We start from the raw sequence: 14,584 nt of genomic DNA on the forward strand, positions 1-14,584 counted from the left end.
TACACGTAGGACTGAGCATACTCAGCTACGCTGGCAAACATATCAAAATAAGTTGATTTCGGAGCGTATCTCATGAGCGTGCATTGCGAGATTCTTATGACAAAAATTTACTTGAGTTAATAAGTTGTAGATTAGGAGACAACCAGATGGCAACAGCAACGCTTTCTACCTCCGGTGGCGATGGCGGCCTTACTGTACTACTTGATTCTTACGGTGCTTTTGGATCTCTCGGACCGGGTGGGAATGCCACATACGATCCGATTGGTACCATCGACGAGGCAGGAACAACCTTTGAATCAGCAGTAGCTATTCGGATTGGAGATTCAGGGGGTCGCACCTTTCTCTCTAGTTCAGGTATTGGCAGCTCTGGGAACCTAGGCGATGTTAGTTTCGTTAGTAGCGATGGAACAACGGCTGAAAGTAGTTTTAGCTTCGGCGACCTCAATTTTGATCTAGATCAGGTCGTTAGCGAAACGTTTCAAGGCGGTAATCGAAGCGGCAGCCTACTTACGCAGACTTACGAGATTACCAACTCTGGTTCTACAGCGATTTCCTTTGAGTTGATTCGCTACATAGATGGCGATTTATTATTTGACGGCAGCCTAGTCGATGGTGGTGGTCGGCTAGTCAATGGTACTCAGGAGATTTTATTTGAAACAGATCAGGCGGGTCAGCCGGATACCTCGACGACCTTTTTTGGCATTACGAGCGAAGGTGGTGACGCCAGTGGTTCAGGCCGCTTTGAGGTTGATGCTTTTCCTGGATTGCAATCACGCATCATCACGGGAACAGAGCTGGACGATACTGTTACGGGTGATGGTCCCGACGCTGACCAGTTTGTAGAAGCTGGAGCTGGCTACGACATTACCCTGGCTTTGCGAAACAAATATGTACTCAACCCAGGCGAGTCAACTATTTACACCACTAATACTATTTTTGGCTCAGGGGCGCCTGAAGACGTTCCCAATCTTGATTACGCCTTATCTGGTGCTCCTACCAGCCTAGTCGAAGGTAATAGCAGCGCTCAGCAAGTTGTCTTTACCGTTACTCGCTCTGGAGCGACACAAGAAGTCAGCTCTGTAGACTATGCCATTAGTGGTACGGCAGCCAACGGGTCAGACTACAGCAATATTGGTGGAACCAGCGGTGCTAATAATATTACTGGGACTATCAACTTCGCTGCGGGCGAAACCACAAAAAGCATCACTCTCGATGTTACAGGCGACACCGATATTGAAAGCGACGAAACTATTGAAGTTAGTTTGAGCAACGGTACCTCACCTGGAACATCGACTATCAGTGAAAGGGATGCAACAATAACCATTCTCAATGACGACCAAAACCGGGCTCCTAGCGCCGGAGACGACGACTCCACTACCAGTGAAGGTGTAGCAGTTTTAATCGATGTACTAGACAATGACAGCGATGCTGACGGAGATGAGTTAAGAGTTGAAATCGTAACAGAGGGTCGTAACGGCAGCGTCACCCTCAATTCTGATGACACAGTCACCTATACGCCCAACACCGGATTTAGTGGTAGGGATACTTTTATCTATGAGATCAGCGACGGTGAACTGACTGATAGTGCAACAGTTACAGTCGATGTCAGCCCTTCATCTAGTGGAAGCATTGCTGGTAAGGTGTGGAACGACCTAGATGGTGATGGGTCCTCTATCGGAGAACCTGGGTTAGGAAACGTACAGGTTTATATAGACGCAAATAATAATGGTGCTCTAGACGATGAGGAATCTGTAGAACTAACAGATGACAACACAGGTAGCTACAGATTTGAAAATCTGGAAGCAGGTAGTTATGTAGTTAGAGAAGTTGTACCTCAAGGGTTCTCTCAGACGTTTCCTATCGGTAGTGATCGGCCCACAGGAGATGGCTTCGCTGATGCTCTTCTAGAGTACTTCGACAGCGGAGAAGGGCCACAGGCAGGCCCATACGGAATTGATACAGATGGTCAAGTCGTTGTTCCAGTAAGTGCAGATGTTGTCTTAGGTAGTGACGACTCGGATGCGCTTTCTCTGCCTAGGGGTTCTTTTGTAACTGTTGGTTTTACAGATGAGGCGGTTGTAGACGGGCCAGGAGATGACATCTTTGTCTTAGAGAGCGGTGCAGCGGGAGACCAAGCAGAAATCTTCGTCAGTTCAAATTTGGAAGATTTTGTCTCACTAGGTGTAGGCGATGGGGGCAGAACTTCTAGCTTTGACCTCTCAGACATCGACTTTATCGAGCCTGTCCGAGCAGTGAAGATCGTGGGCCTTGACAATAGGGGAGAATCTCCTGGTTTTGACGTAGTCAACGTTCGAGGATTGCCGGAAAGCGTCGCAAGCCCTGATTTCTATACGATAGATCTATCGGAGGGTGAGACTGTCGAAAGCGTTGACTTTGGTAATACCGAGGTTGAACCACCTTCTGGGCCCTTAGAAGTAACAATTAGCTCTCCTAGCAGAATTGGAGCAGGCGGAACTGATTTTGTTACGGTGACTTACACGAACAGAGGTGATACAGACCTGACAGCTCCTCTGCTCGAACTGTCGGCTACTGGTGCGAAGCTTGTACCTATTGGTGGAACAGAGTTTTCTGAAGACTCGATTCAGTTCCTAGGAATTAATGACGAAGGGTTAGCGGGTGTGCTGCCTGCGGGAGCGAGTAATAGCTTTGTTGTCGAGTTTCAGTCTACGGCAGATGCTGGTCAGCGGATTGATTTTTCTGCTAGCACAGTTGATCCTGAAGAAGTTATTGATTGGGACGGACTGAGAGAGACGCTTAAGCCTGACTATCTGACTGACGAGGCTTGGGATGCAACGTATGATAACTTTGTCATATCTGTAGGTACGACAGCGAAAGACTATGAGACACTCTTAGCACAAAATGCTAGCTATCTGTCTGAACAAGGCGAGTATGTTGCTGATGCTGGTCGATTGGTGGGCTTTGAATTTCAGCAGGCTAGTGATTATCAAGCGTTGGCCTTACGTAATAGCTTAGGGTCTTTTGGAAGAGGCCGATTTTTCATTGGTGATAATCAGGCTGAAACCGATGCGGAGGGAAATGTTTCTGTCATCAACGCAGGTGCTAGACGATCTTTTACCCTTCAATCGGATGGAACATACGCTTCTACTGCTGGCGACTTTGGTTCTCTGGTCAGAACTGATGATGGGTTGTTGCTGACGGAACAGAGCGGGACAACTACTCAGTTCACTGCTGATGGACAACTAGATTTCCTTGAGGATACTAACGGGAATCGTATTGTTGCAGAATATAACAGTGGCGAACTGACAGAGCTTGTCGCGTCGAATGGAGATAGTACTACCTTCGTCCGTAATTCCGATAGCTTCATCACGCAAGCAACGGATTCTCTAGGTAGGACAACTACATACACGTATGATGGAGAGCTTTTGGCTAGTGTTACTGCCCCGGAAGGAACAACTAGCTATACATACAACAACGATTTTGCAGTCACCTCAGTTACCGATGGGAATGGAACACAAGTTAATTTTGAGTATGACGACCGTGGCAGGCTAGTTAGAGAAAGTATTGACGAAGGTGAGGAGTCTATCACCTATGACTATGGGGAGAACGGTGAGGTCACTGTTACAGATGCAAGCGGCGCTGAAACGCAACTATTCTTGAACGATAGGGGCCAGGTAAGTCAGCTTACCGATGCTTTGGGCCGTACGCTGAGACTGAACTATGACACAGCGGGTAACGTTGTTGGTATTGACGCACCTGAAGGTAGTGACCTTGGTTTTGTCTATGACGATAAGGGAAATCTGATCACTCAGATAGATCCGTTGGGCCAGCGGACAGAGTTTATCTATGAGCCTAGTTTCAATTCGCTCTCCAGCGTAACCGATGCTAGAGGAAATGCCATCTCCTATGCTTATGATGAGTCGGGTAATTTGACTAGCATCGGCTACGCCGATAGCAGTTTTGAGAGCTTTGGCTATGACGACGACGGCAACGTCACTCGATCCGTGAACCGGAGAGGACAGACGATTGAATATACGTATAACTCTCGCGGTCAGCTCTTACGGCAGGATAACGCTGATGGCACTTTCTTAGCGTATGCATACGATGACAGAGGAAACTTAGTTTCGGCTGAAGATGAAAAAGGAACTACAGAATTAGAGTATGACTCGGCTGACAGACTGACTAAAATTACATACGCGAACGGACGATCACTAGCTTATACCTACGATGCAGGCGGACGGCGGACTAGCATGACCGAAGCCGATGGTAATCAGGTGAACTATGGCTACGATGAGGCAGGAAGATTAGCAGAACTAACCGATGAAAATGATGATTTGATAGTTTCCTATGCTTACGATGAGGTGGGTCGTTTAGCTAGAGAAGATAATGGAAACGGCACCTACACGACTTACACCTATGATTCAGCAGGGCAGGTCACCAGTATCTTTAACTATGCTCCTAACGATTCGGTTAACTCTAGCTATGTGTATAGCTATGACGCATTAGGACAGCAAACTGGTGTTGCGACACTAGATGGAGAATGGTCGTATAGCTATGATGCAATAGGTCAGCTCACAGGAGCAGTTTTTGCTTCTACTAATCCTGATATTCCAGACCAAGATCTAAGCTACGCCTACGACGCTGCGGGAAATCGAACTCAGACAGTCGTTAATGGAGAGGTAACAAACTACGTAGCCAATGAGCTAAATCAGTACGAGAGCACTGGCGCAACAGTTTATGACTACGATGCGGACGGGAACCTAATCTTCAAAGCTGATGGTGATAGTAGTTGGATATATGAGTACAACAACGAGAATCGCTTAGTCCGAGTTGTTGAAGATGATGGTAGTGAAACGCTACATGAATACGATGCTTTAGGGAATCGTACAGCAGCAACTTATGACGGTATCCGCACAGAGTACCTTATTGATCCCTTTGGCTTAGGAGATGTGGTAGCGGAATATATCGATGGAGGTTTAGTCGCTCAATACAGTCATGGAATTGGGTTAGTTAATCGAGACGATGGAACAACAGATGCTTTTTATGATTTCAATGCAATCGGGTCTACTGCTGGTTTGACTGACTCTACAGGAACCCAGCTTAATAGTTACACCTACACACCTTTTGGTAGTGAACTATTTGAAATAGAAACTGTAGAAAATTCGTTTGAGTTTGTCGGTCAGTGGGGCGTCTCGGAGGAAGCCAACGGACTCGACTTCATGCGAGCTAGATTCTATGACAATAAGGATGGTAGGTTCAACTCTACAGATCCCCTTGGCTTTGCTAGTGGCGACCCTAATCTCTACAGGTATGCTTTCAACATTCCAAACACGTTGATAGATCCCTCTGGCGAAATTATTCCGTTAATTATTGGTGGTGCAATATCTGGTGCAGTATTCAACACTATATTCAGTGCTGCTAGTTCTTTTTATTGTGGAGAGATCCCAACTGGAAGGCAGCTCGCAGGGGCGGCACTTGGCGGCGCAATTGGAGGAGCGATTGGTGGCGTTGCTGGACCATTAGGCGGAACTATAGCGAAAGGGCTAGGAAGAGCCGCTAGCGGAATAACAGGAAAGCTAGCTACTTCTGCAATCTCTGGCATAGGTGGAGCTATCGGACAGGAGGTAGGCGATTTTATCGACCCATCAAGTACCGCTGTTGCGGCGGGAACATCTCTTCTTGGTGGTGCTGCCTCTACTGCAATAAGTGTAAAAGGGATATCAACTCTTAAGCAGAACAAATATTTCGGACCTAGAAGACTCGGTACTTTGTTATCCTCTCCAAACGGAAGACGCATATCAGGTTCTTTAGGTATCTCTGCTATTGTTGCGGGTCTAGGAAATTTCGCTTCAGGTTGTAATGATACTCCGCCTATGATAGAACCGTCTATTCCATATGAGAAAGAAGTAGCTGATAGCTCAACAGATATTAATCAGTCGAATCCGACTCCTAATCCGCCTAATAACCAAGCTCGCTCAAAGGGCGAACCTCATTTAACAACGTTCGATGGTGTCGGCTACGACTTCCAAGGAGCCGGAGAATTTACCCTAGTTAAATCTCTTGAAGGTGACCTCAACATTCAAGTTCGCTATGTAGAAATCGATCCTAGAGTAACTGTAGCGAGCGCCGTTGCAACAATATTAGATGGCAAGCGAGTCGTTATCGACTCTGAAGGCATCGAATTCATCGACGGTCGTCCTGTGGTAAGTCGAAGCAGCGGCTCTGGCGTTGCTAAAGTCACAGTAGATGGTGAAGTTGTAGAAATTCCCAGCGGCGGAAGCATCGACGTTGGCAACAGCAAAATCTTCAGAAGTAGAGGAGAAGAATACACTATTGTTTACGCCGGAGAAGACGGTACTGTCACTGATGGCGATGACCAGCTAATCGTTAATTACCTTAGACCTGGCACCATTAACATTGTAGATGTCGCCCTCGGCGATGAAAAGAAAGAACAAATCGTAGGATTACTCGGTAACCTCAACGACAACGCGGATGACGATGTCAGCCTTCCCGATGGAACAGTTTTAGCTCGCCCTCTGCCCTTCGAAGACCTCTACGGAGACTACAGAGAAGGATGGCGCGTGAAAGACGTTTCAGAATCCCTCTTCGATTACGAAGAAGGCCAAGGTCCAGATACCTTCTATAATCCTGACTTTCCACCGATCAAATTCACCTACGCCGATTTAGATCCTGTCTCAAAAGCCAGAGGTGATGCCGCTGCTCTAGCCGCAGGCTATACCCCCGGCACCTTTGAATTTGAATCAGCCGCCTTCGACTTTGCTGTTACAGGCGATGAAGGCTTCTTAGAAGGTAGCGATACAGATCCCGAGGTTGAGATTGCTCTGTCGATAGATCCAATAGATCCAATAGATCCAGATAAAATTCTTGGCACAGATTTGGACGATATTCTTATTGGTAGCAGCATTGACGACGTGATCGAGGCACTAGGCGGTAACGATATCGCTGCAGGTGACCTTGGAAAAGACACAATATTGGGTGGCCCTGGGGACGACATTCTCAGAGGGGATTTGAATAGTAGAAACTCTCAGGTTGGTATTGGTGATGACGATATCATTCGTGGCGGTGCTGGGCGCGATCGCATTGGTGGAAAAGGCGGTAATGACACCCTCTTTGGTGGCGACGACGATGACCGGATCTGGGGAGACGATGGCGACGACATCATCCGAGGCGGCGCAGGCAACGACACGCTCACAGGCGATGACTTCTCTGGCGGACAAGGGGCTGATACCTTTGTGCTAGCCAGTGGAGAAGGCACCGACACCATCACGGACTTTGAGGTTGACCGTGATCGCATTGGCTTGGCAGATGGCCTGTCGCTAGGCTCGCTCTCTTTTGAAGGTGAAACTATCTCGCTAAACGAGCAAACGCTAGCTGTGTTGACAGGCGTAGATACCACTACGCTAACAGCAGATTCGTTTGTCTCGGTGTAGATCTAGCTGTATGAACTTGACTGCACAAATCTAGATATATGGCTGCATCTTCACGCCATCGCTTGAAGGTGCAGCCTGCAATTAGCTATGCGTAGTTAGCCATATCTTTTTCCAGTTCCTCTAGTCGTTCTTCTAGCCTGACCACCAGCGTTTCTAGATGGCGATCACAGCTCAAAAACGGCGTCTTTCGAGTGATCGATACCAGCTGTGTACTCAAGCTATCTAACTTTCTTTCAGTTATTTCTGTCGGACTTTTGCCAAACGCACTAGAAAAATCGCTCATTCTAAATCCATCGAGTAACGCCTCTATTGAAGACTGTCTTTGCAAATAAGGTCGAATTGGGTACTTAAAATCCATGAGAGAAAATGGCCTTGCCCCGCGAATCGCGTGATAGCGATAGGGGATCTGCACAGACGCGCACCAGTCTTGCCACTTGAACAGTAGTATTTTGGGGCTGGTCCGTACTGGTATCCACGGCACTCTTAGCGTGTCAGCAACAACCGCACCGTGCATCGCCTCGCTAATTAGCACCTTAGTCTGTAAGATCTCAGAGATCGTTGTTTCGATTTCGCCAGTCGGATCGATATAGTGAATGCCGGCTCTTTGGCAAACTTTCTCAAACAGAGGAGAGAGACGATGACGAAAATGCGGCATATAAGAGAACTCGTAGCGACGTTCGGCTTCTTCAAGCGGTTTAAAGTACCGCTTAAGTAAAGCTGCTCCGTCTGTAACTGCTAATGACATTGGTAGGTTCAGCCGTTTAGCTGAGAGCGGACCTCTAACGCAGTAAATCTTCCAATTTGACGGCGGACGAAAGTGAAAGCTTCTCCCGTACCCCGCACCTGTGCTAAAGCAAACGACATCTTCTGCGCTACTGACTAGAGCAGCTGTCTTCTCGTTTAAAAGCGTGCCGATGCCGATCAATAGGGTCTTATCAGATCCGTTGAGTGCAGGTAGCAGACGTGACCACAACCAAGGGTTTAGTTCGTCTCCGAAATTCTTTACAGATGAATGAGCCTGATAGTAGAAGAGTCTCATACTCCTGCTACACCTCTAGCGCCAAACTTGGTAGTGAATGAGCGTCCGGCTGCTTGGAGGAGGTGCGAAACTGCTCAGAAACAAATAGAAAGTTGGTCTCAATGAGGTCATCTATCGCGTTTAGTTCATGGGAGTGGGGCTGTAATAGTGAAAACACAGTCTTCTGTTCTATTATTGCCTTTTCCAAGACAGCAAGATACCCTTTGTATTCTGCACTATCGTGCCAGTGGCTTTTAGTTTTTACCGCTTCTATTGTCTTTGTGTAAAAGTCTTCTACAAACTTGTAGTGTAAGTAGACAACAGAAAAATCTGCTAGCCTCGCGTAGTTCAATAGGTGAGAAGACTTGAGCCGCGTGCCACGACGGGCAAAGAACATTGTTTCTTTGGTCAGGAAACAATTGCGGTCGAAAACTGTCTTGCGGATCCCACCGTGGAAGAACTTCAGGTCTGGATAAATATTCGGCTGAAAACGGCGTACGTAGTTTCTTTGCTTTATATGTTCAATATCGTAGTAGCGAAAGACAGATTCTAGCTCCGATAGCGTCCAGGCTCTTACCTGATTTGAGAGCTGTATCCCTTCTTTTGAAAACATGTCTAGCATTTGTATGCAGACGGCATCGTATTCATGTTGGTTCAAATAGGCTGTGATGTCTTTCAGCTCTCTATCTAGCGGAAAATGAAGAAACTCGTCGATATCGGCCACTACGCACCAGTGACCCCGTCCGCAGGTCAGAATCAAAAAGTTCTTGAAAACGTCAAAGTATCTTCTAAAGGGCTTATGAGAAGAAAATAACGTAGTTTGCTGATTTGCCCTGATAATTTCAGCCGTTCTGTCTGTCGATCCATTATCTAAGAAAAATATATGGCTAAATCCAAGGTTAAGATAGTGTTCGATAAAAGCTTGAATAAGACTCTCTCCATCCTTGACAACGCAGAGGACAACAGCTTTAGATGAGTCCGCAGCGATACGCGCGGGACCATGCGCGGACTGAAGCGATCGCCGTAGTAGCCACAGACGTAAGGTTTTCTTTAGCGGAAAGATAGAAGCGACAACACAAAGCGCTCTAAACAAGGCTCTACCAGCTTTATATCTATCTAACGTTCTTTCAATGATATGCGCCTGTTGTTTAAGCATTAACTGTTTGAGAAAGATAGAGCAGTCACTGAAACGCCTTGATTTCTAGTTCTTCAATAACCTAGCAGGCAACGTTGCTTAGCCTATCAATGTAGAAAAATACTTCATAGGCTTTTGACTTATACCCTCCTATTAACTTCATTTTGTCGTTAGCAATGCAGACAAGTCGCCTCAGTATGAAAGACTGAATAGCTCAAAACCGGTGAGAAAAATTGATGAGTAGCTTCGGCTACTTTTTCCACTCTATTTCTTTTGAACACTATGAGCTTTAGTTCTACTTTCGATCTTGGCACGCTAGATGGTACGAATGGCTTCAAGATTCCAGGCCTAAGTATCGGCGACGACTTAGGCAGATCGCTTAGCAGCGCTGGTGACTTTAATGGCGATGGCATCGAGGATTTGATCATCGGCAACCCAGGGGGCAATGGTCTAAACGATGCCTTATTTTTCTCGGCAGGTGAAAGCTACGTTATCTTCGGCGGCAGTGAAGTCGGCAGTAGCGGTGAGTTTGACGTATCTGCGCTAGACGGTCGCAATGGATTTACGCTCTATGGCGCAGCGGCTCTGGACTCTTTGGGCGCTTCTGTTAGCGGCGTGGGCGATGTGAACGATGACGGGTTCGATGATCTGCTGATAGGTACGCCTGGCGCTGATAAAGGGGAAGCGCAGATTCTGTTTGGCGGCGATCGCTCAAACTTTTTTGATGGCGAACTCGTTGCAGATCAAATTGATGGTAGCAACGGGTTCACGTTTGCGAGTGATGGCAGGTTCGCAGAGTCTTTGGGTTCGGCGGTCAGCAGTGTAGGCGATATCAATGACGATGGCATCGCTGACTTTGTTGTGGGTGCGCCTAGGGCGTTTGCGACGGGCGGACGTGGATTTGATGGTCGCAGCTATGTGGTTTTCGGCGGCGCTGATATTGCTGAGGATGGTCGCCTTAGCACGCTCGATCTTGACGGCTCAAATGGATTTGTTGTGGAAGGAGTCAACCAGCTCTTAGGTGCTTCCGGTAGGGCAGTTAGCGGCATCGGTGACGTTAATGGCGATGGCGCTAATGACTTTATCATCGGGGCCGATGGAACAAGCGGAGATGGGGAGAGCTATGTGATATTTGGCGGCAGCGATGTTGGTAACGATGGCGCGATCGCTTTAGCTGGTTTGGATGGGAATGAGGGGTTTGTGCTGAGAGGCGATGTAGGCAACGCGTTAGGCGGTAGCGACTTAGGCCGTTCTGTCAGCGGCGCAGGCGATATCAACGATGATGGTATTGATGACTTTATTGTTGGCGCACCTCGGCCAAACGGCGGCGCTAACGCTCCAGGCCGTAGTTTTGTTGTTTTCGGACGCCGAAATCTTGGCCGCACAGGGCTGTTGGATGTGACTGAGCTGGATGGCAGCGACGGCTTTGTAATCAACGGCGACAGCGATTTTAGCCAGTTCGGGAACTCGGTTAGTGACGCGGGCGATCTCAACAACGATGGCATTGACGATCTGCTAGTCGGTACTATCTTTTCTCCTTATGGCTACGCAATATTTGGCGATGATGATATCGGACAGGGCGGCGTTTTGAACGTCTCCGATCTAGATGGCGATAACGGTTTTCGTTTCTTCGAGCAGTTCATCAACGCTGGCAAACAGGTTAGCGGCATTGGTGACTTCAACGATGACGGTATCGATGATTTCATCACCGCCGACCCAGATGATAAAACAGCAGGCTTAGCCTATGTGGTCTTTGGTCAAGGTGAGCCGCCCATCGAACCACCCGTCGAGCCACCTGTCGAGCCACCTGTCGAGCCACCTGTGGAACCGCCCGTCGAGCCACCCGTTGAACCGCCTGTCGAGCCAGAGCCACCTATTGAGCCAACACTTCGTGTCTCGAAGTTAGTGGACGCCGATGGAGATGGCACCTTTAGCGCAGAGGAAGTTGAGGCGAATGATGGGCAAGTCACTTTTCAGGTGGAAGTTGTCAATACAGGTGAAGTGGCGATCGCAATTAGTGAAGTTGTAGATAGCGCGTTTAATGATGCCGTTCCGCTTGATCAGCTTGTTGGTCAAACGCTGGCGGCAGGCGAATCTACGGTAGCTACTTACCAGGCAACGTTGTCTAGAGAAGAGGCTATTGTGCTAGGCACTTCTGGAGCAGATACACTGACTGCTGAGCAGTTTCCAGTCACGAATGAAGTGAGTGTTTCTGGAACAGCTGATAGCACCCTAACGGCAACAGCGTCTGGTACAGCGGTAGTGTTAGTCGATGCGAATAGCCTAATTGCTGGTGGCTTAGGCGAAGACACTATCTTTGGGGGTGGCGGTAATGATGTGCTGCGTGGGGATTTGAACTCACGCAAGTCTCAAGTAGGCATTGGTAATGACGATGTGATCTTTGGTGGGGCAGGGCGCGATCGCATTGGCGGTAAGGGTGGCAACGATACCCTCTTTGGCGGCGATGACGATGATCAGATCTGGGGCGATGACGGTGATGACATTCTGCGTGGCGGCTTCGGCAACGATATCCTCATAGGCGACGACTCTTCAGGCGGACAAGGGGCCGATACCTTTGTGCTAGCCGCAGGAGAAGGTACCGATACCATCGTGGACTTTGAGCGCGATCGCGACTTCATCGGCCTGGCAGAGGGGCTGACGCTGGGTTCCCTCTCATTTGAGGGTGAAACTATCTCGTTTGAGGGGCAAACACTCGCTATCTTGACGGGAGTGGATACTACGGGGCTAACCGCAGCTACATTCGTTACTGTTTAGATACTTCTTCTCGGCTAAATTCCTGAGGTATCTCCATCCGATGGCCTGATCTAGTCGAAGCGGATCAGGCCATTATTTTTTTCTGGCTTTTTATCTCTTCAAGCTTAATTCGATTGTTACTTTGCCGAAGGTGTAGGGCTTTGACTGGTTTTTAAAGGCAACAGCGCACCGTTTATTCTGTAGCCTAGCCAAATTAGCCACCCTGTCTGTGCTGGGTCGCTATTGCGTAAGTTACAATTGGTAAACCTTTATTGCAGAAGATGTAAATTTCAGACAGTCGCTCTTCTACTACTGAGCCTTTAACCTCCTGAGCTTTACTTAGCTTACTTATTCAGCCAACCTTTGAGACTCCCTATGAGCCTTCCCATTCGTAACGTTGCCATCATCGCCCACGTAGATCACGGCAAAACTACCCTTGTCGACTCTTTGCTAGAGCAGTCTGGCATCTTTCGCGACAACGAAGCAGTCCCTACTTGTGTCCTTGATTCAAACGATTTGGAACGGGAACGAGGGATCACGATTCTGTCGAAAAATACGGCGGTATACTACGGCGAAACGCTTATTAATATTGTTGATACTCCTGGTCACGCAGACTTTGGTGGAGAAGTCGAGCGCGTATTGGGGATGGTTGATGGCTGCTTGTTAATTGTCGATGCAAACGAAGGCCCCATGCCTCAAACCCGCTTTGTGCTGAAAAAGGCACTAGAGAAAGGGTTGCGTCCAATCGTTGTGGTCAATAAGATTGATCGACCCAGGGCAGACCCCCACACTGCTGTCGATAAAGTTCTCGATCTTTTCATTGAGCTGGGTGCGGATGACGACCAGTGCGACTTTCCTTATCTTTTTGCTTCTGGGCTCGCTGGCTTTGCCAAAGATGAGATGGAAGACGAAGACAAGGATATGAAGCCTTTGTTTGAGTCGATTATTCACCATGTCTCTCCGCCAGTAGGCGATCCTGAAAAGCCACTGCAGCTTCAGGTGACCACGCTCGACTATTCAGATTACTTGGGCCGAATTGTGATTGGTAAAGTTCACAACGGCACCATTCGTCAGGGTGAGCAGTGCGCGCTGGTGAAAGAAGACGGCAAGATCGTAAAGAGTAAAATCTCGAAGCTGATGGGCTTTCAGGGTTTGTCACGGGTAGAGATTCCAGAAGCCACTGCCGGTAACTTGGTTGCAGTTGCGGGTTTTGCGGATGCCAATATCGGTGAAACCATCACCTGCGCTGCCGATCCGCAGGCGCTGCCGCTGATTAAGGTAGACGAACCTACCTTGCAAATGACCTTTGCTGTGAATGATTCGCCGTTTGCTGGGCAAGAGGGAGATTTTGTCACGTCTCGTCAGTTGCGCGATCGCCTCTTCCGCGAGCTAGAAACCAACGTTGCCCTGCGTGTAGAACCTACTGATTCACCTGACAGATTCGCTGTCTCTGGTCGAGGCGAACTGCACCTTGGCATCCTAATTGAGACCATGCGCCGTGAAGGGTACGAGTTTCAGGTCTCTCAGCCGCAGGTAATCTACCGCGAAGTCAACAGCAAGCCCTGTGAGCCGTTTGAGCAGCTGGTGCTAGACGTACCCGAAGAGGCTGTTGGCGGCTGTATGGAGCGTTTGGGTCAGCGTAAAGCCGAGCTACAAGACATGATGGTCTCAGGTGATGGCCGTGCTCAGCTAGAGTTTGTCGTACCCGCTCGGGGACTAATTGGCTTTCGAGGTGAATTTATGCGCGTGACTCGGGGTGCTGGCATCATGAACCACAGCTTTCTGGAGTATCGTCCGATGTCAGGTGAGATTGAGACTCGTCGCAATGGCGTGTTGATTTCATTTGAAGAAGGCGTGGCTACTTTCTACGCGCTGAAGAATGCGGAAGATAGAGGCACGTTCTTTATTGAGCCGGGTACAAAGGTATATAAGGGCATGGTCGTGGGAGAAAACAATCGCCCTCAAGACCTAGAGCTGAATATCTGTAAAGCTAAGCAGCTAACCAACCACCGGGCCGCCTCAGGCGATGAACTTGTTCAATTGCAGTCACCGATGGAGATGGGTCTAGAGCGAGCGCTAGAGTACATTGGCCCCGATGAGATGGTAGAAGTGACGCCTGAGTCTATTCGATTGCGAAAGGTTGGTAAGAAAAAGCTAGCTAAGCGGTAATACGTAAATAGCGCTAGTAGAGCAAAAGGAATAGAGAAAACCCCTTAGCCGCCGTATGGTTCCTGTACGGCGGCTAAG

Annotated in this window: 5 protein-coding genes; 3 read left to right on the forward strand and 2 right to left on the reverse strand. The window is 48.4% G+C overall.

The window, feature by feature from the left end:
- Positions 1 to 146: 146 nt before the first annotated feature.
- Positions 147 to 7,430: an Ig-like domain-containing protein gene (locus S7335_RS09770; protein ID WP_006454775.1), complete on the forward strand. Its 7,284-nt coding sequence runs from the start codon at positions 147 to 149 to the stop codon at positions 7,428 to 7,430.
- A gap of 85 nt (positions 7,431 to 7,515) precedes the next feature.
- Here S7335_RS09770 and S7335_RS09775 read toward each other — a convergent pair whose 3' ends face one another.
- Entirely contained in the window at positions 7,516 to 8,469 is a 954-nt protein-coding gene (locus tag S7335_RS09775; protein ID WP_006455249.1) for a polysaccharide pyruvyl transferase family protein, read from the reverse strand.
- 7 nt (positions 8,470 to 8,476) lie between these two features.
- On the reverse strand, positions 8,477 to 9,604 hold the full coding sequence (locus S7335_RS09780) for a glycosyltransferase family 2 protein (RefSeq protein WP_006456228.1): 1,128 nt from the start codon (positions 9,602 to 9,604) through the stop codon (positions 8,477 to 8,479).
- Between the two features lie 261 nt (positions 9,605 to 9,865).
- On the opposite strand from S7335_RS09780, the gene S7335_RS25870 reads away from it, so the two are divergent.
- The gene (locus tag S7335_RS25870) at positions 9,866 to 12,358 is read left to right on the forward strand and encodes an integrin alpha (RefSeq protein WP_006456886.1); all 2,493 of its coding nucleotides are present in this window, start codon (positions 9,866 to 9,868) and stop codon (positions 12,356 to 12,358) included.
- A gap of 354 nt (positions 12,359 to 12,712) precedes the next feature.
- Positions 12,713 to 14,506 carry a translational GTPase TypA gene (gene typA, locus S7335_RS09790; protein WP_006455971.1) on the forward strand — a complete coding sequence of 598 codons (1,794 nt, stop codon included), beginning with the start codon at positions 12,713 to 12,715 and terminating at the stop codon, positions 14,504 to 14,506.
- The last annotated feature ends 78 nt before the right edge of the window (positions 14,507 to 14,584 follow it).

Source organism: Synechococcus sp. PCC 7335 (assembly GCF_000155595.1).
Taxonomy (GTDB): Bacteria; Cyanobacteriota; Cyanobacteriia; order Phormidesmidales; family Phormidesmidaceae; genus Phormidesmis.